This is a genomic window from Paenibacillus terrisolis, assembly GCF_056171975.1.
Map to the genome: position 1 here is coordinate 250,349 of NZ_JBKFGG010000004.1, position 21,063 is coordinate 271,411.

The window sequence follows — 21,063 nt, forward strand, 5'->3', positions numbered from 1 at the left end:
ATGAGAACTGGTATGGAAGCTGTGGCCGAGTCATATATGTAACTTGTACATGAACTTGACGATCGGTAAAGGAGGGCGCATGTGTGTTTAACGATATCCTTTTTCCCGTTACTTTCGGACTGGCCCTCTTTCTGTTCGGCATGAAGCTGATGGAAGCGGCCCTGCAAGCCTGGGCCGGTCCGAAGCTGATCAAGCTGGTTCACGCGTCGACGCGTACGCCGTGGACAGGGCTTCTGTCCAGCACCGTAATCACCGCGATTTTGCAGAGCAGCACCGCTATGACAGTAATGACGATCGGCCTCGTCAACGCAGGCCTGTTAACCTATGCACGGACGCTTGGCATTATCCTCGGCGGAAATATCGGCACTTGCCTGACCACCGAGCTTATCGCGCTCAATATCGCTTCGCTTGGCGTCCCTTTGCTAATCGGCTCCCTGCTGCTCTGGGCTGCGGCAGTGATGGCCGAAGAAATGCTCCCGTCTTATGTCACCCGAAAGCGCCCCTGGATCTATTCCCTTCAGTTCGGAGCTTTAGCCATGACCGGGTTCAGTCTGATCATGATCGCCATCCGCTGGATGCAGTCCATCGGCCCGGAACTGAAGGCGCGCGGCGTGATCGACTGGCTGCTTGCTCACGCCGCCGACAGCCTAATATGGGGTGCTGTAGCCGGAGCCGTCCTGACCGCCATTATCCACAGCAGTGCCGCCGTGATCGCGATGACGATGGGCCTCGCCGGTACCGGCGCGCTTCCGGTCGAATTCGGCATCGCCATGGTCATCGGCTCCAACGTAGGCACCTGCGTCACCGCCGTGATCGCCTCCATCGGCGGTACCCGGCCCGGCAGGTTCGTTGCCTTGTCGCATATTGCACTGAATGTGCTGGGAGCCATGCTGTTTCTTCCGCTCACGCCGCTGCTTGAAGCGGGCGCAGCCTGGCTGACCGCCGACCCTTCGGCGCAGATCGCGCACACGCAGACCTTTTTCAATATTGCAAGCTCTTTGCTGGCCCTGCCCTTCTGTTATCTTCCGGTTTGGTCCCGGCTTGACCAGTCGGCCGCTTGAATTTTGTGCGAGGATCTAAAATTCCAGGCCGAGCAGCTTCAACGCTTTTTCCAAAATAAAGTCGTTATTATCGTAACCCGAATCCTGCTGGAGCTTCCAAGCTTCCTTGGGTTCATACCACGCTACGCCGCGAATTTCCTCAAGCTGCGGAAGCAGTTCCCCGCCCTTATACTGCACGAGATAATAGTGGACTTCCTTATCTACACTGCCGTGCTTGGGATGCTGGTAAGTATATGCGATAATATCGATTCGTTTATCAATTCGGCCGGTGACTCCGGTTTCCTCTTTAATTTCGCGAAGTGCTGTTTCTTCAATCGTCTCCCCGTTTTCTCTTTTCCCTTTTGGAAAGGAAATTTTGCCGTAGCGGTCCGTAATCAGCTGGATCTGCAGTTGGCCTTCGTGATGGCGGTAAACCACGCCTCCTGCGGAAAATTCTATTGGCATGTGTTTGATGTTCTCCTCCTTAATCTCAACCCTCCCAAACCCTCCCTTACCGTAAGGGAGGGCCCCAAGGGCTTGCAGCCCTTTGGATACCCGCAAACTGGACTAACGTACGGCGGACTGAGGCGCTCCCTAGGCGCTGTTCCCTTCGGGAATGCGCTTCGTTTGGCTCATGGCGCGCTTTTCTCCCTTCGGGTACGTCTTACTTTTTTGGCTCCCTGGTTACCTGACTAAAACCTTTGATAACGTGCGGCGGACTGAGGCGCTCCCTAGGCGCTGTTCCCTTCGGGAATGCGCTTCGTTTGGCTCATGGCGCGCTTTTCTCCCTTCGGGCACGTCTTACTTTTTTTACTCCCTGGTTACCTGACTAAAACCTTTTGATAACGTGAGAGGGACTGAGGCGCTCCCTAGGCGCTGTTCCCTTCGGGAATGCGCTTCGTTTGGCTCATGGCGCGCTTTTCTCCCTTCGGGCATGGCTTACTGTTTTGGCTCCCTGGTTCCCTAACTAAAACCTTTTGATAACGTGAGAGGGACTGAGGCGCTCCCTCGGCGCTGTTCCCTTCGGGAATGCGCTTCGTTTGGCTCATGGCGCGCTTTTCTCCCTTCGGGTACGTCTTACTTTTTTGGCTCCCTGGTTACCTGACTAAAACCTTTGATAACGTGCGGCGGACTGAGGCGCTCCCTAGGCGCTGTTCCCTTCGGGAATGCGCTTCGTTTGGCTCATGGCGCGCTTTTCTCCCTTCGGGTACGTCTTACTTTTTTGGCTCCCTGGTTACCTGACTAAAACCTTTGATAACGTGCGGCGGACTGAGGCGCTCCCTAGGCGCTGTTCCCTTCGGGAATGCGCTTCGTTTGGCTCATGGCGCGCTTTTCTCCCTTCGGGCACGTCTTACTTTTTTGGCTCCCTGGTTACCTGACTAAAACCTTTTGATAACGTGGGAGGGACTGAAACGCTCCCTTGACGCTGTTCCCTTCGGGAATGTGCTCTTCGTTTGGCTCATGGCACGCTTTTCTCCCTTCGGGCACGTCTTACTTTTTTGGCTCCCTGGTTACCTGACTAGAACTTTTTGATAACGCGGGAGGGACTGAGGCGCTCCCTTGACGCTGTTCCCTTCGGGAATGCGCTTTGTTTGGCTCATGGCGCGCTTTTCTCCCTTCGGGTACGTCTTACTTTTTTGGCTCCCTGGTTACCTGACTAAAACCTCTTGATAACGTGGGAGGGACTGGAGCGCTCCCCTTGACGCTGTTCCCTTCGGGAATGCGCTGACTTACGAACGCGGCACTCTGCGGCATGGAATTTTGCTGGAAATTCTCCTAATGTAGCAACAAGGATTTCAGCCCCGCCATGGGGTGAAATCCTTGTTGTCCCCGAAAAAGGGGCGAGGTATTTAAGCCAGCGCTTGCGCAGCTTCGTCCAAGACGTGGACCAGATGGCCTCCGCTGGTGTTGACGTCGGCTTTCGTCAGTTTGACGCGGCATAATTTGCCGGTCAGGTCCTGAGAACCTTCGAAACGGACTTGCAGGTAGTTGTCGGCGAATCCGGTGACGTAACCGTCGCCGGAAGTGCCTTTTTCATCCCGCTCGGGGATGATATCCAGGACTTGACCGACGAATTTCTCGGCGTAGGCGAGCTGCATCGATTCGGATAATTCGATGAGCTCGTGGACGCGGGCATGTTTGATGTCTTCGTCGATTTGTTCTTCCATCCGTGCGGCCGGCGTGCCGGTCCGCTTGGAATAAGGGAAGACGTGCATTTCCGAGAAGCCGATGCGTTTGATCGCTTCATAGCCTTCTCGGAACAACTCGTCGGTTTCCCCCGGGAAGCCGACGATGATATCCGTCGTGATGGCGACGTCCGGCATAAAATCGCGGATCATTTTGATTTTATGCTCGAATTCTTCGATTGTGTACTTCCGTCTCATCCGTTTCAGCACTTCATTGCTGCCGGCCTGGAGCGGAATATGGAAATGGCGGCACATTTTCGAGGATCCCTTCAGCACCTCGAGCATGCGCTCGTCGATTTGGCTCGCTTCGATCGAGCTGATGCGAATACGGCCAAGTCCTTCGATTTTATCCAGTTCCCAGAGCAGGTCCGACAACCGGTAGTTTTCGAGGTCGTCTCCATAACCTCCGGTGTGAATGCCGGTCAACACGATTTCGTTGTACCCGGCGGCCACAAGCTGACGCGCCTGATTGACGACGCTTTGCGGATCGCGGCTGCGGGATAGTCCCCGCGACCAGGGAATGATGCAGAAGGTACAGAAATTGTTGCAGCCCTCCTGGATTTTGAGAAAAGCGCGGGTATGGTCGGCAAAGTTCGGAACGTCAAGCTCCTCGAATTCCCGGGTTTTCATGATGTTCCGCACGGCATTGATCGGCTGGCGCTGCTCTTGAATCTGCTTGACGTACGGAATGATTTTCTCGCGGTCCTGTGTCCCGATAACGAGGTCCACGCCGGGAATATCCAAAATTTCGGCCGGCGAGGTTTGGGCATAGCAGCCCGTTACCGCGATGATGGCGTCCGGATTGCGGCGCACCGCCCGGCGGATAATTTGCCGGCTTTTTTTGTCCCCCGTGTTCGTCACCGTGCAAGTGTTGATTAAATATACGTCGGCGGTCTGCTCGAAATCGACCTGTTTGTAGCCTTCGTTTTTAAATAGCTGCCAAATGGCTTCGGTATCGTAAAAATTGACTTTGCAGCCCAAGGTGTAAAAGGCGACAGATGGCATAGCTCAAATTCCCCCCATTTCTCCGGATTCATACATGATGCATGTCAGGGCGGCCATAGCGGCCGTCTCGGTTCGCAGGATACGCCGGCCCAAACCGACGGATGACGCTCCTGCGGCTTCGGCTTCGCTCACTTCTTCCTCGGTGAATCCGCCTTCGGGACCGACGATGACGGCAATCTTGCAGGCTTGCCCGGGCTCAAGCTTCTCGGTAAAAGGTTTAAGCACGTCCCGCAGCTGCTGGCCGTGCTCCTTCTCGTAACATAAGCATACCAGATCAAAAGAGGACAAAGCGGACAAAAGCCCGTCCCATTTCACGGGTGATTCGACAACGGGAATTTTGCTGCGGTGAGCCTGCTCTGCCGCCTCTTTGGCAATTTTGTTCCAGCGGGCCAACCGCTTCTCTTCCTTTTTTGGGTCATACTGCACAATGGTGCGCTCCGACAAAAAAGGCAGAAAAGAGGCCGCTCCAATTTCCGTGCACTTTTGAATAACGGTCTCCATCTTGTCGCCTTTCGGCAGACTTTGGGCGACCGTTACCTGCAACCACGGCTCTCCGGACGAGCCTAACGCTTCTATAATAGTCACAGTAACTTCCTGGGGCTTGATTGTTGTAATTTCCGCGAGGGCTTCACGCGAAACGCCGTCGCTGACTATAAGCTTATCGCCCGGCTTCGAGCGCATTACCCGGCCGATATGGCGGGCATCCTCCCCGCTGATCGTCACCGTCCGCTCTCCAAACAATGCGGGCTCCACAAAATAACGCTGCATGTTCATCAATCCTTGCCCTAAAAGTGCAAATTCAAAAAGTCAGGTTTAGAGCACCAAAGCGTATGCTTTCGATGTGCGTTTTTTCAAAACGCTTCAGTTGGATGAAGCTAGGGCATGAGTAGCAGAGCTAAACCTTTTCGGAGAAAACGGCTTCGGAAGCATAAGCTTGGCCCGGCGGAATTCAAGATTCGATGTCGTATCCGCTTCTCGAGTTGCCTCGTGATCTAAAGTTGACTATTTGAACTACCTCTAAAATTAACAAAATACATCATACAACTTTTAAATCATGGTTTCCAGTGCAACTTGGCACATCACATTCCAAAAATCAATTGAAAAAAATCGACGAAAGCGGAAGAAATGGAGCTTGCCGCCTGATAAAGCGGATCAATGGTGTAACGGTTTAAGGTCGGAAGAACGAAAATGAGCAGAAAAATAAGCACCGACCATTGTTCGAACACCTGCAGCTTGCCAAGCATGCGGCGGGGCACGACGTCCTCCAAAATACGATAACCGTCCAGCGGAGGAAGCGGGACCAAGTTAAATAGAAATAGGAAAAAGTTCATTAACGTAAACCAACTGAAAAATTTCTGAATCGCGTCGTAAAGCACATCGTTTGAGATAGAATTCATAACGCCGAATTTATACAGCGCCACGTAGATCAACGTCCCGATTGCGCCAAGCAGCAGGTTGCTGAGCGGCCCGGCGGCGGAAACGATCACCCCCATCAAACGAGGCTTGTCGAAATTGTCCCGGTTGACGGGAACAGGTCTCGCCCAGCCGAATCCGGCGATCAGCAGCATAATGCTGCCGAACAAATCAAAATGCACCGCAGGATTCAAAGTGACCCGGCCAAGCAGCTTGGCCGTTGGGTCACCGAATTTATTGGCGAAATAAGCGTGCGAAAACTCATGCACCGTAAAAGCGATCACGAGCGATATCAGATAAAACGGAAGTACTTCTAAAGGAAAACGAAGAATTTGGTTCAAAAAATCCATAAACAGCTACCTCTTTCTCGCCACGAAAGCAATCCAATCTTCTTCCCGTGCCGTCTTTGTAATCTCAAATCCCGCGGCAAGCAGCGCTTGCTCGACGGCCTCTTCTTTATTTTTGTAGATACCCGAAGCGATATAATAACCTCCCGGCTGCAGAGCCTGGTACACATCTTCGATGAACAGTAAGATGATTTCCGCCAAAATATTGGCAACCACTACCCGAACAGGCAGCGTTACGTTAAGCGCTGATTTTTCTTCTTGTTTCAAAACGGACAACAGGTCGCTTTCCACAACTTGAATCCGATTCTCCAAATGATTCAGCCTAGTATTTTCGGAAGCGCTGGACACGGCCACCGGATCAAGATCAAGCGCCAGCACGCGAGCCGCTCCAAGCCGGCAGGCCCCGATAGCCAAAATGCCCGACCCGGTTCCTACGTCAATGACTTCGTCTCCTTCGCGGACAATGCTCTCCAGCGTGCGCAGGCACAAAGAAGTCGTAGGGTGCGTACCGGTGCCAAAAGCCATGCCTGGGTCGAGTTCGATAATTTTTTCCGCATCCGAAGCCGGCGTATATTCTTCCCAGGTCGGTTTGATGGTCAGACGCTCGGAAACCTTAAGCGGTTTGAAATACTGCTTCCAGTTGTTGGCCCAATCATCCTCGCTGACTTCGCGAATCATAAAGGTTGGATTCCCGGGATCGATCTCGTAATCTCTAAGCTCTTCGATCCGTTCCTTCACCTGAGCCAGAATCTCATCGCTATCAAGGCCTTCGGGAAAATAACCGCTGATCTTCGCTTCACCTTCCGGAATATCGTTAGGCGGAATTTCAAACCATTGCCCAAGTGAAGTATCACGAGGCTTATCGTTATCGAAGTGTTCTTCGATGGTGACGCCGCCCGCCCCTGCTTCATGCAGAAAGTTGGACACCATCTCCACGGCTTCCTCCGTTGTATGTATAGTTATTTCTTTCCAAATCATCGTATGATTTCCTCCTTGACTGTCATGCATAAGCCTTATTGTACTATAGATTGATAGCTGAGACAAAACAAGGCGGACACCCCCGACAATAATGGGCTGTCCGCCTTGTTTCGCTTTTTGTTATAACCGCAATTGCCCCTGCTGGCGCTTGTCCGCCCGTTCGCTTCGCTCGAGGGCTTCCCAATCTTCCTGATCGGCAGCTTCTTCGGAAAATTCCACATCCAGATTATGGGCGATCTCCTTTGAAGCGGTTTTGGCCGGAATCCGCTTCGTCCGGCGATCCTGATCCTGTTGGCTCATGCTATTCTTTTGGCTCCTTTCAAGTTGAATTCCGAAAAACTCCGGCAGCCATTCCCTACATTAACCCGCCGGCTTCTTCCACAATCCGCAAAGCCTGATGATGGATTCCTTCATCCACCACGGCGGTCAACAAAACGTCATGGCCCGTCGGCCCGCCCTGTCCGCCATGGCTCATGCCGCTGGCGGCCGGGTCGGCGGCCGACAGGATTCCGGCCGAAGCGTTGGTGATTTGGGCATCCTGCGTGATCGCCGCCAAGCTGGATACTTGGCCTCCTATCGCATTCAGCGGATCATAACCTTCCCCGGGATAACGGCTGAACCGGTCGATTGATACGTCAAGCGCCCGCAAAGCGTTCAGTCTTCGAGCAACCCCTTCCGCATCCTCGGGACTTTTGAAATACGCCAAAATATTTTTTTCGCCCATTTTGATTTCCTGCCTTTCCTTCCAGCTAAAAATGACGCTGCAACGGTTGCAGTCCATTGTCATGTAGGATGCAGATTTGGAGCGCGCTTTATGCAGAAATCGTCATGTTCGTCCAAGGTGATCGTCCTCGTTGTTTTTGCCAAAACATCGCAATTCAAGTCAAGAAAAATCTCCGAAGATCCGCTATGCTATTATGGGGAGGCTGAACTCATGGACTACACTCCAAATGTTCAACATGCAATTTCATACATCGAACGCCATCTTTGCGATGAGGAGCTCACGTTGGACGAACTTTCAAAGTCGGTAGGATTCTCCAAATACCATTTTTTGCGCATATTCAAGCAAGAGACGGGGACAGGCTTGCGGGAACATATTCAAAACCGGCGATTATCGCAGGCTGCGAGGTTTCTGCTGTTTTCGGAGCTTAGCATTATGGACATTGCCCTGCGTTATCGGTTTGAATCTCAGGAGGCTTTTACCAGGGCTTTTCGTAAAGAATATTCGCTTCCCCCCGGTAAATATCGCAGAGTCATGAGCAACCTGATTCATTATAAGGAGGAAAAAGAAATGGATAAAAACCAACCGATTCCTGGCTGGAGGATGATTTCAGGTACCGCTCCAAAAGGTTTCGAAGCCCATCTCGACCGGGAAATCTTTTTTAAAGGGACAAAATCTCTGGTGTTGCAAAGCAGCGGAGTGGAGCTTGAGCCAGGCGATTACGGCACTGTGATGCAGCAGTTCAAGGCCAAAAATTATATTGGAAAAAGAATTCGTTTTTCCGGTTTTGTCAAATCCAAGGATGTGGTTGATTGGGGAGGACTATGGATGCGGATCGACAGTACCTCGGCCAATATGATTAAAATTGATAATATGCAAAACCGCCCCATCCAGGGCGATTCGGACTGGAATCATTATTCCGTTGTGCTTGATGTTCCCGAAAACAGCGCGATCATTAATATAGGGATGCTCCTGTGCGGCACCGGTAAGTTATGGGTTGACAATGTCGTTTTTGAGGTTGTAGACAAGCATGTTCGTACTACGGATGTGGATATCAGCAGCGAATTGCCTGATCTCCCCTTAAACCTTTCCCTTGAGGAGGAGATCGGTTAACGTGACTGAACAACAAGGCGCAAAGCACCTGTGGGAATTTTCATTTATGTTAGGCACCACGTTTATTTCGTGTCTTGCTCCTTTTCCGACTTACGGGCTTCCTTATGTAATTATGCTTGTTGCGTTTCTTGCGGATTTGACGGTCACCCTTGTTTTATGGAAAAAGCCGCTTAGCAAAGCAGTATTATATGCTCATAATGCGGCAAATTTATTGTGGGCCGTTGTCATGGGATATTTCATAGCTTACTTTGCGGATGGATCAAAAGACGTGTTTATCGGCTTTATTATCGGAGTTGCGGCCATGGATTTGTTCAGTTTCACAGGGGCCGGTAAAAATACGTTAAACGCAAAACTGGTGAATCGGACAAATACGCTGACACGATTATCGATTTGTTTACCGGTCCCCGGAAAGCGAGGACTTCAGCCGATCATTGGCGTGGGCGATTTAATCTATTATTCGTCGATTACCATGTTTTGTTTAAGATCAGGCGGGGTAACGCCAGGGTGGATTGCGCTATTGATTATTTTAGCGGGACAATCGGCTAACATTTTGCTGATCTCAACGATCAAGAACAAACGCTGGTTTACCGGGTTTCCCGCAACGCTATTTCCCGGAATATTTTTTATTATAAACGCATTATGGATATAAAAAAGCACCCCTTATGAAATGCCAAAGGGGTGCTTTCAATTTTATGAGAAGTATGGACTAATCTCCGCGAAACGCTCGTTTCATCCGATCAAAAAACGATTGCTCATGCTCATGCGTTTGCTCGCCGTCAAACGAGGCAAACTGGCGCATCAGGTCTTTTTGCTCCTCGCTCAACTTGCTTGGCGTCACAACGACCACCTTGATGTGCTGATCGCCTTGACCCACCCCGCGAAGACGCGGAACCCCCTTGCCTTTCAGACGGAAATAGGTCCCCGTCTGCGTGCCGGCCGGTACCTTAAGCTTCACTTTTTCAGTGAGCGTCGGAATTTCGATCTCATCGCCCAGCGCGGCCTGAGCAAAGGTCAGAGGCACTTCGCAGTAGATGTCGTCGCCTTCCCGATCGAAGAAGTCATGGGCTTTGACGCGGATCACGATATACAAATCGCCCGCAGGACCTCCGCGCAAACCGCCTTCGCCTTCGCCGGACATGCGCAGTTGAGCGCCGTCATCAACGCCCGCAGGCACGCGGACATGAATCTTGCGCTGTTTTCTTACTTGGCCGCTGCCGGAGCAGGTTGGGCATTTTTCCTTGATGATTTGCCCTTTGCCGCCGCAATTGCTGCAAGCCCGCCGGTTAACCATGCGGCCGAACGGCGTGTTCTGAACCACTTCCTGCTGCCCTGATCCGTGACAGACCGAGCAGGTCTGCGGTTTCGTTCCCGGCTTGGCGCCGGTGCCGAAGCAGGTATCGCAACTTTCCGTGCGCGGAATTGTAATATCGGATTCCTTGCCGAATACGGCTTCCTTAAACTCAATCGTCATGGTGTACTGCAGGTCGTTCCCCCGCGCCGGCGCATTCGGATCGCGTCTGCCGCCTCCGCCGCCGAAGAACATATCGAATATATCGCCAAAGCCGCCGAAATCTCCGCCGGAAAATCCTCCGCCCATTCCCTGATTCGGATCGACATGGCCGTATTGGTCGTAACGCGAACGTTTCCCTGCATCGCTAAGCACGTCGTAGGCTTCTTTGACTTCCTTGAACTTATCTTCCGCGTCCGCCGCTTTGTTCACGTCCGGGTGATACTGCCGCGCCAGTTGGCGATAAGCTTTTTTGATTTCGTCGTCGGAAGCGGTTTTGCCCACGCCCAGCACTTCGTAGTAATCGCGTTTCTCTGCCATCCTTCCACCCCCGTTATCACTGTTGATCTATATAAGTTTAACTACATATCGAGCGGGTAAGGCAGCCGTGTGAAATGTTCCTACGATCGCTGTTGTTCCCGAATTTCTTTGATTATGCCAATTCAGATATTGTAGAAATTCGGTCACAAAGGCGAACACTTCGCTTCTTTAGAACATTTCACACTCTTGCCCTGCCTCCACTCTTTAACTTAGTTCAACTTATATAGCGTCTTGAAGCATCCCTTAACCCGGCAAAAGGAAAGTCAAAGGGCGGGAAAAAGCCTCCGCTCTTTGACCTTCCAAGTATCACCAAAGTCTATTCATGACTTCGCCGATCCGTGACCGCTTAGTCTTGCTTCTTGTCTTCGTCGACGACTTCGTAGTCGGCGTCAACCACGTTGTCCCGGCTTGGTCCGCCGGAAGCCGCGCCTTCAGCTCCGTCTGTCGCGCCAGCAGCTTGTTGCGCTTGCTCATAAAGCTTCACGGAAAGCTGCTGTACGATTTCGGTCAATTTCTCGGATGCCGCTTTGATCTCATCCAGATTATCGCTTTCCAGCGCTTTCTTCAATGCTTCTTTGGCATCGTTCGCTTTGGCGGTTTCCGAAGCGTCCACTTTATCGCCCAAATCTTTCAGCGTTTTGTCGACGCTGTAGACCAATTGGTCGCCGTTGTTTTTCGCTTCAACCAACTCTTTGCGTTTCTTGTCTTCTTCGGCATGCAATTCGGCGTCTTTCATCATACGTTCCACTTCGTCGTCGCTCAGACCGCTCGAAGAAGTGATCGTGATTTTTTGGCTCTTGCCTGTGCCTTTATCGGTAGCTGATACGTTAACGATCCCGTTCGCGTCAATATCGAAAGTGACTTCGATTTGCGGTACGCCGCGAGGGGCCAGCGGAATGTCGCCCAGCATAAAGCGTCCCAGTGTTTTGTTGCCGGCGGCCATTTCGCGTTCCCCTTGAAGCACGTGGATTTCAACGCTTGGCTGATTATCCGCATAAGTCGAGAAAACTTGCGATTTGCTGGTCGGAATGGTCGTATTGCGTTCGATCATTTTCGTAAACACGCCGCCCGCGGTTTCGATACCGAGAGAGAGCGGAGTCACGTCGAGCAGTACGACGTCTTTGACGTCCCCGGTCAATACGCCCGCTTGAACGGCTGCGCCGAGCGCAACGACTTCGTCAGGGTTAACGCCTTTGTGAGGCTCTTTGCCGGTCAATTTCTTGATCGCTTCCTGAACCGCGGGAATCCGGGTGGAACCGCCCACGAGAACGATTTTGTGGATATCCGCAGGGGTCATGCCGGCGTCGCTGAGAGCACGGCGAGTTGGTCCCAAAGTGCGCTCCACGAGATCCACGGTCAATTCATCGAATTTGGCGCGGGTCAGGTTCACTTCCAAGTGTTGAGGCACGCCGTCGACCACCGTGATGAACGGCAGGGAAATCGTCGTGGTCAGCACGCCGGACAGTTCTTTTTTCGCCTTTTCGGCCGCGTCTTTCAAACGCTGCACGGCGGCTTTATCTTTGCTAAGGTCGATGCCTTGGTCTTTCTTGAATTCGGCTACCAGGTAGTCAATGATCTTTTGGTCGAAGTCGTCGCCGCCCAGATGGTTGTCCCCGCTGGTCGCTTTTACTTCGAAGAAACCGTCGCCCAGCTCGAGAATCGATACGTCAAACGTACCGCCTCCAAGGTCATACACGAGGATCGTTTGATCTTCCGCTTTTTCCAAGCCGTAAGCCAGCGCCGCCGCCGTCGGTTCATTGACGATCCGCAGCACTTCGAGTCCGGCGATTTTACCGGCGTCTTTCGTCGCTTGACGTTGGCTGTCGTTGAAGTACGCCGGAACCGTAATAACCGCTTGGGTTACGGTTTGGCCCAGGTAAGCTTCGGCATCGGCTTTGAGCTTTTGCAGAATGATCGCGGAAATTTCTTGCGGCGTAAAATCCTTGCCGTCGATGGATTCCTTATGATTCGTACCCATATGTCTCTTGATCGAAATGATCGTGCGATCCGGGTTCGTGATGGCTTGGCGTTTTGCGGTTTCCCCGACGATCCGTTCGCCGTCTTTCTTGAAGCCTACTACGGAAGGAGTCGTGCGCGCGCCCTCCGGATTCGGAATAACAACAGCTTCGCCGCCCTCCATGACGGCTACGCAAGAGTTTGTCGTACCAAGGTCGATACCGATTACTTTACTCATTAGGTTATGTCCTCCTTAAATTAGATGCTTGTTTTCTATGTGTTTAGCCGCTTACTTTGACCATTGCCGGGCGAAGCACTTTATCTTTGAGCAGATACCCTTTTTGCACTTCTTCCACGACCGTGCCTTCTTCGTATTCGTCGGACTCCACCTGCATAATGGCCTGGTGGAATTCCGGATTAAACGGCTCGCCTACAACCTCCATCGGAGTCAGGCCCTCCGCTTTCAAAACGCCTTCAAATTGACGGAAAATCATCTCTACTCCTTTGGAGTAGGACGAACTGTCCGCACTTTCGCTTGCCGTTAGAAGCGCCCGCGAGAAATTATCGAAGACCGGCAGCAATTCGGCAATCAGTTTGGCTGACGCATATTTGCCCAGCTCTTCTTTTTCCTTCACCGTACGGCGGCGGAAATTATCAAAATCGGCTTGCGCGCGGAGCATCCTTTGCTGGGATTCTTCCAGTTCCGCACGCAGCTTCGTTAGTTCGTTCGTCAGTTCATCTCCGGAATGGGTCTCTCCGGTCGTCTCTTCCGCTTCGTTCGCTTCCAAAGATGCGTTTTGAAGCTGTTCATCCTGGCCGGATGCGAATTCCTTGCCCGCTTGATCGTTCATCTTCGTTTCTTCTTCCTCTACACTGTGATTGATGTTGTCTTGATTCGGCTGTTGTTCCTTCAAGATGTCACCTCCTTAACTTGCGACTGCCCCTGTTTCCTCTTCGCTTATTGCAATCTCGACAAAAACTTGCTCAGATCCTTAGATAGGATCTCCAAAATCCGAATCGCCCGCGCGTATTCCATCCGGGTCGGCCCAAGCAGGCCGATCGTTCCCACGGGTTGACCGTCAATGGCGTAAGTCGCGGTAATCAGGCTGCAGTTGGCAAAAGCCTCGTGATCGTTTTCGGTGCCGATCCGCACCTGAATGCCGGTCCCCGCCGAGGCGGAAGACATCATTTTGGTCAATGTCGGTGTCTCTTCCAGCAGGTCCAAAATGCTTTTGACTTTGTCGACGTCCCTAAACTCCGGCTGCGTCAGCATATTGGTCGCGCCGCTGAGGAACAGGCGTTGTCCGTCCGTGGTGTTCCCGTCCAGGGCGTCGTCCAGCATGTTCATTAAATCCTCAAAGTGCTCGAGATGACGCTGCAGTTCCTGGCCGATTTCATTGTAAAGAGCCGATTTCAACTTGTAGATGGGAACTCCGGTCAACTTGCGGTTCAGCAAATTGACGACCTTCTCCATCTCCGAAACGGACAACCCGGGAGGAAGGGATACCGTCTTGTTCTCCACTTGCCCGGTGTTGGTCACGACGATGGCTACAGCCGTCGTCTCGTTGAGCGGAAGCAGCTGAAAATGCCGCAAAGACGTGTGAAAAACTTCCGGTCCCAGCAGGATGGAAGTATAATTCGTCATATTCGATAAAATCGTCCCGGCATGCTGGATTACCTGCTCGGTCGCATTCAGCTTTTCGGCAAAAAAGGCTTTTAACGTGGTAACTTCATCAGGTGCCAGCAGATTCAGCGGGGACAAATGGTCCACATAATAACGGTAGCCTTTGTGGGATGGAATCCGGCCTGCCGAAGTATGCGGCTGCTCCAGAAAGCCAAGCTCTTCAAGGTCCGCCATCTCGTTGCGGATCGTCGCCGGGCTGTAGCCCACATCTCCACGCTTGGAAATGCTTCGGGATCCCACCGGCTCCGCCGAACGAATATAATCATCTACAATCGCGGTCAAAATCATTCTCTGGCGCTCCGTCAACATGGAAATCCCTCCTGAATAGTCATTTGATCCAGCTCGTTAGCACTCGCAACAGTTGAGTGCTAATCACTAATACAAAAATACCAAACCGACTAGACCATTGTCAAGTCAGTCCAGTATCTTGAGAACCGCGATTTCGTCGCAGCAATGCTGCTTGGCGCAGTTGACGCAATCCGTCCATACCTTCTCCGGAAAAATAGTTTTCTCCACGACCGCAAACCCGTTTTTCAGGAAAAATGATACCTCGTAGGTCAGCGCCATCACTTTCGGAACCGACAGCTTCTTGGCTTCCATGATCAGCTGTTCCACCAGCTTGGAGCCGAGCCCCATTCCTTTGTGCCCTTCGGCGATGCCAAGCGAACGGATTTCCACCAGCTCGTCGCCGAGTCTGCACAGCGAGCCGCAGCCTACAACCCTGCCGTCCACCTCCGCAACCACGAAATCCCCGATTTGCCGCTCAAGCACGGAACGGGAGCGAGGCAGCATAATTCCCCGGCGCGCATAATCATCTATCATTAAATAAAGAGGCTCGACGTCCTCAAGTTTCGCTGGTCTGCACACGGCAACGGCTGGCATATAACTTTCCCCCTCGAACCGAAATAATATGAATAAATATACATGATCGCGTATAAAAGTTCAAGAGAGAATGTAATCTAAACCTCAGAAGCTCACATAAGGGAACAAAATGCCCCTATTGGGGCGATATTCCTCGTTTGACGTGAAATAGAGGACATAAAGGACGCTATTTTCTAGGATCACCGGAAAATCGCCGCTTTTGCCCCGTTTGTTCGAAAATAAGGCCAAAAAGTTCCCCTATTCACCAGAGGCACGCTGGAATCCGCAAAATAAGACCATATTGTGCCGTTATTTTTATGGTTGCCCCAAGCATGGCAGTCTCCCAGCAAATGAACCACGTTATTTCAGTTGAATTGGAGGCCTTAATCGGTCAATACGCCGATAAACTCGGCAAATACCTCGTTGCCGAACAGCACGCCTTTCTCGCTGAGGCGGTATCCGTCGCCATCATCGTGTGCTTCAAGCAGTCCGGCCTTCAGCATTTTGTTTAAGGGACCGGCGAAAACCTCATCGAAATCGGCGCCGAATTGGCCGGCGAAATCGGCTAAGCGGATGCCGTCCAGCACCCTGAGACCCACCATCGCGAAGTCTTCCATGGCTTCCTCCCTGGATACCTCGAACCGGTCCATTCGCGGGAAGCCTTTTTGCGCCGCTTCATTGTATGGATTGACTCCCTTGATGTTCACATGCCGCTGTCTTGCCACGTATCCGTGGGCTCCCGCGCCGAGTCCGTAATAATCTTCATTGCGCCAATAGGTAATGTTATGACGGCTCTCGTATCCCGGTTTTGCAAAATTGCTGATTTCGTATTGTTTGTACCCCGCTTCCTTCATCCGCCGCATCAGCAGAAGGTACATTTGCAGCTCATCCTCTTCGCTCGGAAGCGGCAGCTGGTTTTTCTGATACATCGTATGGAACAGCGTGTTTTCCTCCACCTTGAGGCTGTAAATCGAATAATGGGGCAGCCCTAGCTCGAGCGCCCGCGAGATGCTGTAATCGAGCATTTCAACCGTTTGGTTCGGCAGACCGAACATCAAGTCGATGGAAAGATTGTTCAGCCCGGCGGCCCGGGCGTTTTCCAAGCTGCGATACACATCGTCGGTGTTATGAATCCGGCCGATCCCACTGAGCAGTTCGTTCTGAAAAGCCTGCACGCCAAAGCTGACGCGGTTGACCCCGCCGGCCTTCATGACGGCCAGCTTCTCCGGGTCTGTCGTTCCTGGGTTCGCTTCCATGGTAAACTCCAAATCCGGAGCCCACCGAGGAAAATGCCTCCGCACCGAACCCAGGAAAAACTCCATCTCCTGCGGGTTCAATACGGTCGGGGTTCCGCCCCCGACGAAAATCGTGCCGATTTCCTCCGGCGGGTTCTGCCGTACCGTCAATTCCATCTCCCGGTCCAGCGCCCGCAAATAATCCATCACCGGCTGATCCTTCAGCACGTAAGAATTGAAGTCGCAATAGTAGCACTTGTTCGAGCAAAACGGAATGTGTATATAAACCGCCCTTGGAGCGTGTTTTGGCTTCAATAGATTCGCCTCGGCTTCTTTGCTTGGAACTTGCCGCTGCGAAATAACGGCCGGCATTCCCTGTCCTTGCCGCTTCATTTGTTGGTCCATGGTCATGCCTCCTATTAAATAAGGAAAGCCCGCGGGCTTTCCTTCATGTTTTTTTCATTCGCTTGCTAAAAATGAATACTTAAGGTCCACTCTTGGCCTAGCATCGCCCGGAGTTACTTGTCGTCGATTTTCAGCACCGCCATGAACGCTTCCTGCGGCACTTCAACGCTGCCGACCTGTTTCATCCGCTTTTTGCCTTCCTTTTGCTTCTCCAGCAGCTTGCGTTTCCGCGAAATATCGCCGCCGTAGCACTTGGCGAGGACGTTCTTGCGCATCGCCTTAACGGTCTCGCGCGCGATGACCTTCGTGCCGACGGAAGCCTGAATCGGCACCTCGAACATCTGGCGCGGAATCAGCTCGCGCAGCTTCTCGCAAATGATCCGGCCGCGCTGGTAAGCCCGTTCCCGGTGCACGATGAACGAAAGGGCGTCCACCTGCTCGCCGTTCAACAGAATATCCATCTTAACGAGATTGGACTGGCGGTACCCCGACAGCTCGTAATCGAAAGAGGCGTATCCCTTTGTGCCGGATTTCAGCTGATCGAAGAAGTCGTACACGATTTCCGCCAGCGGAACCTGGTACGTAATCGTAACGCGGGTCGTGTCAAGGTACTCCATGTTGACGAATTCGCCGCGTTTGTTTTGGCACAACTCCATGACCGTGCCGACATAATCATTGGGCACGATGATCGAAGCTTTGACGTACGGTTCTTCTACGTACTCGATTTTGCCCACTTCCGGATAGTTGGAAGGGTTATCGATGGAAATCTTCTCGCCGTTCGTCAGCGTGATGTTATAGATAACGCTTGGCGCCGTCGTAATCAGCTCAATATTGAACTCCCGTTCGATCCGCTCCTGAATGACGTCCATATGCAGCAGTCCAAGGAACCCGCAGCGGAATCCAAAGCCGAGCGCGCTGGACGTCTCCGGTTCGAAGCTGAGCGACGCGTCGTTCAGCTGCAGCTTTTCCAGCGCTTCCCGCAGATCGTTGTATTCCGACGATTCGATCGGATACAGGCCGCAGTAAACCATCGGGTTGATTTTGCGGTAGCCGTGGAGCGGCTCGGCCGTCGGATGCTTTTCGTCCGTCACTGTATCCCCGACCCGGGTATCTCCTACGGTTTTGATGCCGGCAACGATAAAACCTACGTCTCCGACGTTCAACTCGTCGACAATAGTCATACGCGGCTTGAACGCGCCAACCTCAATGACCTCAAACGATTTGCCCGTGGCCATCATTTTGATCTTGGAGCCCGCTTTGATATGCCCGTCAATAACGCGGACGTATACGACAACACCCTTATACGGGTCATAATGCGAGTCGAAAATAAGCGCCTTAAGCGGCTGATCCGGATCTCCGGACGGCGCCGGAACCTTTTGGACAACCTGCTCCAGGATTTCCTTGATCCCGATGCCCGCCTTCGCCGAAGCGGGGACCGCCTCGCTGGCGTCCAGCCCGATCACGTCCTCGATCTCCTGCTTCACCCGCTCGGGGTCTGCGCTTGGCAAATCGATTTTATTGATAACCGGCAAAATCTCCAGATTATTCTCCAATGCTAAATAAACATTGGCCAACGTCTGGGCCTCGATCCCTTGAGCGGCGTCCACGACAAGCAGAGCTCCTTCGCAAGCCGCAAGGCTGCGGGATACTTCGTACGTGAAGTCGACATGTCCCGGGGTATCGATCAAATTCAGCACATAATCTTCGCCGTCGTCCGCATGGTAGGTAAGCCGTACGGCCTGGAGCTTGATCGTAATGCCGCGTTCGCGTTCCAGATCCATCTGATCGAGCACCTGCTCCTGCATTTCGCGGGAAGTCAGCGCCCCCGTATACTCCAGAATCCGGTCGGCCAGCGTCGATTTGCCATGGTCTATATGTGCAATAATACAGAAATTCCGAATCTTTTCTTGTCTTGACCTGATATCTGTCATCCTTACCCCCACCACAAATCCTCGAAGTACAATCAATTTATTATAGCAGTTGCAGGGAAAGGCATCAATCCGCCAGACCGGAACCCCATGCAAAAGAAATGTTTCCTTCTATAAAAGGGTCAATTCGGACCAAACAAGGAGGCCACCCAATGGATGCTCTTTTGGGAAGCCTGCTGAAGAAGCTGCGCCGTCTTGTCCGCAAAGCGATCCACCGCGGTCGGCTGCGGAGGCGGCAGCAAAAGATCGGCTGGCGTTTGCAGGACTCCCCCCGCCGCTTGCTGATTGCTCCCGTTCCACCCCGGAGTCCCCGTATAGGTTTGAGGAACCGACCCGTTTTCGGTATACCCGCCGTTCCCGTTCATGACATAACCCCCGCCGTTATAGCCGTTTCCGTTCGTCACGGGCATCGTTCCGTTCGAAGTTTGCCATTCGGTTGAACCGTAACGCTGCGACTGGGCGTTATCATATGGGGAGGCTTGCATCCCGGAGCCGTAGACCTCCTTCGTTCCGCTCTCCGCCATTTGCATCCCCAGCGTGACGCCGGCGACCAGCAAACCCCCGTACAGCAGCGTTCTTCTCATTGATTTTGCCATGGATAATCGACCCTTCCTTATTTACTCATGACTTTTTGCTCTTTTCGGAAGACCCCGTTTTGTTCGCTTGCTGCTTACTCTTCGGATCCGCTTTTGAAAGCGAGCCCGCTTTCTTCGCATCCTGGCCTTCCCAATATTCGTCCGCGATGATATCGGCCAGCACTCTGGCGGTGCGTTCAAGCTCTTCCTGCGTATTGTCGATGCCGCCGATTTCGATGAGCACGCTGTTGGGCGACAAGGACTGATTGTATTCTCCGTTGCCCTGCGCCGTGGTTTTCCCCCAGATGCCTCTTGAAATACCCGGATAGGATTGCTCCAGACGTTCATGAATCGTGTTGGCAAAAGCTTCGTTTTTCTGCCAGTTTTCATTGCCGTGTCCGATAATGAAATAGATTTGGGCGTAGGAGAGGCCGCCGATCGTGGTTGTGGTTTTATCGTGACGCTGCGAATCCCGGTGAATATCGATAAAATATTGAAGCTGGCCGTTCTCCGCCATCGCCGTTTTTACCGTCTCCCGAGAATATTTATATGAGTAGTTGTAGTTATAATTGCTAACCTTGGACGCATAATTCTCATAGGTGTGCAGCGTGGCTACGCCCTTTTTCTCCAGTTCTCCGGCCAAAGCGTCGCCGACAAGGCCTACGCTTTTTTTCTCGTCCGGCGAGCTCGGGTTGTCCGTAGTGCTGCCAAGCACGGGGTTGAAAGATTCCTGAGGGTGGGAATGATAAATCATCACGATATTTTTATAGCCGGGTTGAACGGAAGGCTCGTTATTATCCTTTTCGGGTTGATCCGGCTTATCCGCCCCAGTTCCGGGCGAAGCATCGTCCGGCGCCTGCGGTTCGCCATCCGGCTGAGTATTCCCGCTTGAGTCCCCGTCATCCGGAGTTTGCGGGTCGCTGTGGTCCGGTCCTTCATCGGGACGGTAATCCTCCGGCGCCTGCGCCGTTGCTCCGTTTCCGGACCCCGTCCGCAGCAGTATCGGACTATCCGCGCCAAGTCCCGGCACCTCTCGGGCCACCAGGCTTTTCGGATCGGCCGGATTGACATCGGTGAGCAGCCGGATCATAAAGGTGGCCACCTGCTTGCCGGAAACCGCAGGCGTTTGGTCTTCTTTAGCCGTATGCGGCATCTCCATCCCCACCATATCGATAAAAAACCGGCTCGACAGCGAAGCCGCCAGGCCTTTCATCGAAGACACCGGCGAGGTATTCAGATTTTTTTCCGCGATTCCAAACATGCCGAGCAGAATAAAAAATACGACCGACAAGACAAGCAGCATTAAAAAAGCCTGCCCCGTCGCCAGCATCTGCATCAGATTTCGTCTCCATTTTGCAAAGTTCAAAGCCTTGAATTTCATTTTGTAGTCCTCCTCCAGGCCGGAATGGTTCACTGAACATCTCTATACTCCAATCTATGAACCTACCGGGGAGGGTAGAACCTCTAATTCTCGCAAAAAAAAGAAGTCCGCTAGATTAGCGGACTTCCAGGCTGTTGAGAACCCGATGTGTTTTATACAGCCTTGGGATTTTAAACGTTTTAAACGTCTTTTCCGCCAGCCAGCCTTGCGTCAGCCCCCTTCACCCGCATTTTATGCTTTTAGCATATAAGCGCTGAGCCAGTCGGCATAGAAGGTGAACTCATTTGAACCAATCCCTGTGGATCACAGAAATACCTGCAATAACCTCTAGGCCCCCTAATTAAACTGGAGTCCTCCCCAACAAGGAATTACAATGAAAATAAGGGAGAGGATCCAGTCATGGGAAA

The 21,063-nt window shown here is 52.4% G+C and carries 19 protein-coding genes; 3 read left to right on the forward strand and 16 right to left on the reverse strand.

Translation table 11 applies throughout. The annotated features are described in order from the left end of the window. The first annotated feature begins 83 nt into the window (after window positions 1-83). Window positions 84-1,061: a Na/Pi cotransporter family protein gene (locus ACI48K_RS05265; RefSeq protein ID WP_475026494.1), complete on the forward strand. Its 978-nt coding sequence runs from the start codon at window positions 84-86 to the stop codon at window positions 1,059-1,061. Window positions 1,062-1,076: 15 nt separating this feature from the next. Here ACI48K_RS05265 and ACI48K_RS05270 read toward each other — a convergent pair whose 3' ends face one another. From ACI48K_RS05270 to ACI48K_RS05300, 7 genes are all read right to left on the reverse strand, one after another. Then, the gene (locus ACI48K_RS05270) at window positions 1,077-1,505 is read right to left on the reverse strand and encodes an NUDIX hydrolase (protein ID WP_475026495.1); all 429 of its coding nucleotides are present in this window, start codon (window positions 1,503-1,505) and stop codon (window positions 1,077-1,079) included. Between the two features lie 1,385 nt (window positions 1,506-2,890). Continuing rightward, entirely contained in the window at window positions 2,891-4,231 is a 1,341-nt protein-coding gene (mtaB, locus tag ACI48K_RS05275; protein ID WP_475026496.1) for a tRNA (N(6)-L-threonylcarbamoyladenosine(37)-C(2))-methylthiotransferase MtaB, read from the reverse strand. A 3-nt stretch (window positions 4,232-4,234) separates the two neighbouring features. After that, window positions 4,235-4,999 (reverse strand): 16S rRNA (uracil(1498)-N(3))-methyltransferase, encoded by a 765-nt coding sequence (locus ACI48K_RS05280; protein WP_475026497.1) that lies wholly within the window; start codon window positions 4,997-4,999, stop codon window positions 4,235-4,237. A gap of 311 nt (window positions 5,000-5,310) precedes the next feature. After that, on the reverse strand, window positions 5,311-5,994 hold the full coding sequence (locus ACI48K_RS05285; protein WP_475026498.1) for a site-2 protease family protein: 684 nt from the start codon (window positions 5,992-5,994) through the stop codon (window positions 5,311-5,313). Between the two features lie 6 nt (window positions 5,995-6,000). Then, window positions 6,001-6,969 carry a 50S ribosomal protein L11 methyltransferase gene (prmA, locus tag ACI48K_RS05290; protein ID WP_475026499.1) on the reverse strand — a complete coding sequence of 323 codons (969 nt, stop codon included), beginning with the start codon at window positions 6,967-6,969 and terminating at the stop codon, window positions 6,001-6,003. 120 nt (window positions 6,970-7,089) lie between these two features. Further along, window positions 7,090-7,269 (reverse strand): YfhD family protein, encoded by a 180-nt coding sequence (locus ACI48K_RS05295; protein ID WP_475026500.1) that lies wholly within the window; start codon window positions 7,267-7,269, stop codon window positions 7,090-7,092. Window positions 7,270-7,324: 55 nt separating this feature from the next. After that, window positions 7,325-7,693 (reverse strand): hypothetical protein, encoded by a 369-nt coding sequence (locus ACI48K_RS05300; protein ID WP_475026501.1) that lies wholly within the window; start codon window positions 7,691-7,693, stop codon window positions 7,325-7,327. A gap of 210 nt (window positions 7,694-7,903) precedes the next feature. Here ACI48K_RS05300 and ACI48K_RS05305 point away from each other — a divergent pair, with 210 nt between their 5' ends. Together ACI48K_RS05305 and ACI48K_RS05310 are read left to right on the forward strand one after the other, a co-directional pair. Continuing rightward, window positions 7,904-8,803, forward strand: a complete 900-nt coding sequence (locus ACI48K_RS05305; protein WP_475026502.1) for a helix-turn-helix transcriptional regulator — start codon at window positions 7,904-7,906, stop codon at window positions 8,801-8,803. Between the two features lies 1 nt (window position 8,804). After that, a complete protein-coding gene (locus ACI48K_RS05310; RefSeq protein ID WP_475026503.1) occupies window positions 8,805-9,452 on the forward strand; it encodes a hypothetical protein in 648 nt (215 codons plus the stop codon). Between the two features lie 57 nt (window positions 9,453-9,509). Here ACI48K_RS05310 and dnaJ read toward each other — a convergent pair whose 3' ends face one another. The 9 genes from dnaJ to ACI48K_RS05355 form a co-directional block, all read right to left on the reverse strand. Next, window positions 9,510-10,631 carry a molecular chaperone DnaJ gene (gene dnaJ, locus ACI48K_RS05315; protein WP_475026504.1) on the reverse strand — a complete coding sequence of 374 codons (1,122 nt, stop codon included), beginning with the start codon at window positions 10,629-10,631 and terminating at the stop codon, window positions 9,510-9,512. Window positions 10,632-10,977: 346 nt separating this feature from the next. Beyond that, window positions 10,978-12,825 carry a molecular chaperone DnaK gene (dnaK, locus tag ACI48K_RS05320; RefSeq protein WP_475026505.1) on the reverse strand — a complete coding sequence of 616 codons (1,848 nt, stop codon included), beginning with the start codon at window positions 12,823-12,825 and terminating at the stop codon, window positions 10,978-10,980. Window positions 12,826-12,868: 43 nt separating this feature from the next. Continuing rightward, window positions 12,869-13,501, reverse strand: coding sequence for a nucleotide exchange factor GrpE (gene grpE / locus ACI48K_RS05325; RefSeq protein ID WP_475026506.1), 633 nt, complete (start codon window positions 13,499-13,501; stop codon window positions 12,869-12,871). A 44-nt stretch (window positions 13,502-13,545) separates the two neighbouring features. Beyond that, window positions 13,546-14,580, reverse strand: a complete 1,035-nt coding sequence (gene hrcA / locus ACI48K_RS05330; protein WP_475026507.1) for a heat-inducible transcriptional repressor HrcA — start codon at window positions 14,578-14,580, stop codon at window positions 13,546-13,548. 105 nt (window positions 14,581-14,685) lie between these two features. Further along, window positions 14,686-15,153, reverse strand: coding sequence for an N-acetyltransferase (locus tag ACI48K_RS05335; protein WP_475026508.1), 468 nt, complete (start codon window positions 15,151-15,153; stop codon window positions 14,686-14,688). A 362-nt stretch (window positions 15,154-15,515) separates the two neighbouring features. Then, complete coding sequence (hemW, locus tag ACI48K_RS05340) at window positions 15,516-16,772, reverse strand: radical SAM family heme chaperone HemW (RefSeq protein WP_475026509.1); 1,257 nt, start codon at window positions 16,770-16,772, stop codon at window positions 15,516-15,518. Between the two features lie 113 nt (window positions 16,773-16,885). Continuing rightward, entirely contained in the window at window positions 16,886-18,703 is a 1,818-nt protein-coding gene (lepA, locus tag ACI48K_RS05345) for a translation elongation factor 4 (protein ID WP_475026510.1), read from the reverse strand. A 119-nt stretch (window positions 18,704-18,822) separates the two neighbouring features. Further along, window positions 18,823-19,296: a hypothetical protein gene (locus ACI48K_RS05350; RefSeq protein WP_475026512.1), complete on the reverse strand. Its 474-nt coding sequence runs from the start codon at window positions 19,294-19,296 to the stop codon at window positions 18,823-18,825. 25 nt (window positions 19,297-19,321) lie between these two features. Continuing rightward, on the reverse strand, window positions 19,322-20,656 hold the full coding sequence (locus ACI48K_RS05355) for a stage II sporulation protein P (protein WP_475026513.1): 1,335 nt from the start codon (window positions 20,654-20,656) through the stop codon (window positions 19,322-19,324). Window positions 20,657-21,063: the final 407 nt, after the last annotated feature.

Coding starts and splice junctions, on each gene's coding strand:
- ACI48K_RS05270 (WP_475026495.1), bottom strand. CDS start 1,505: ATGCCAATAGAATTTTCCGCAGGAGGCGTGGTTTACCGCCATCACGAA.
- mtaB (WP_475026496.1), bottom strand. CDS start 4,231: ATGCCATCTGTCGCCTTTTACACCTTGGGCTGCAAAGTCAATTTTTAC.
- ACI48K_RS05280 (WP_475026497.1), bottom strand. CDS start 4,999: ATGCAGCGTTATTTTGTGGAGCCCGCATTGTTTGGAGAGCGGACGGTG.
- ACI48K_RS05285 (WP_475026498.1), bottom strand. CDS start 5,994: ATGGATTTTTTGAACCAAATTCTTCGTTTTCCTTTAGAAGTACTTCCG.
- prmA (WP_475026499.1), bottom strand. CDS start 6,969: ATGATTTGGAAAGAAATAACTATACATACAACGGAGGAAGCCGTGGAG.
- ACI48K_RS05295 (WP_475026500.1), bottom strand. CDS start 7,269: ATGAGCCAACAGGATCAGGATCGCCGGACGAAGCGGATTCCGGCCAAA.
- ACI48K_RS05300 (WP_475026501.1), bottom strand. CDS start 7,693: ATGGGCGAAAAAAATATTTTGGCGTATTTCAAAAGTCCCGAGGATGCG.
- ACI48K_RS05305 (WP_475026502.1), top strand. CDS start 7,904: ATGGACTACACTCCAAATGTTCAACATGCAATTTCATACATCGAACGC.
- dnaJ (WP_475026504.1), bottom strand. CDS start 10,631: ATGGCAGAGAAACGCGATTACTACGAAGTGCTGGGCGTGGGCAAAACC.
- dnaK (WP_475026505.1), bottom strand. CDS start 12,825: ATGAGTAAAGTAATCGGTATCGACCTTGGTACGACAAACTCTTGCGTA.
- hrcA (WP_475026507.1), bottom strand. CDS start 14,580: ATGTTGACGGAGCGCCAGAGAATGATTTTGACCGCGATTGTAGATGAT.
- ACI48K_RS05335 (WP_475026508.1), bottom strand. CDS start 15,153: ATGCCAGCCGTTGCCGTGTGCAGACCAGCGAAACTTGAGGACGTCGAG.
- hemW (WP_475026509.1), bottom strand. CDS start 16,772: ATGGACCAACAAATGAAGCGGCAAGGACAGGGAATGCCGGCCGTTATT.
- lepA (WP_475026510.1), bottom strand. CDS start 18,703: ATGACAGATATCAGGTCAAGACAAGAAAAGATTCGGAATTTCTGTATT.
- ACI48K_RS05350 (WP_475026512.1), bottom strand. CDS start 19,296: ATGGCAAAATCAATGAGAAGAACGCTGCTGTACGGGGGTTTGCTGGTC.
- ACI48K_RS05355 (WP_475026513.1), bottom strand. CDS start 20,656: ATGAAATTCAAGGCTTTGAACTTTGCAAAATGGAGACGAAATCTGATG.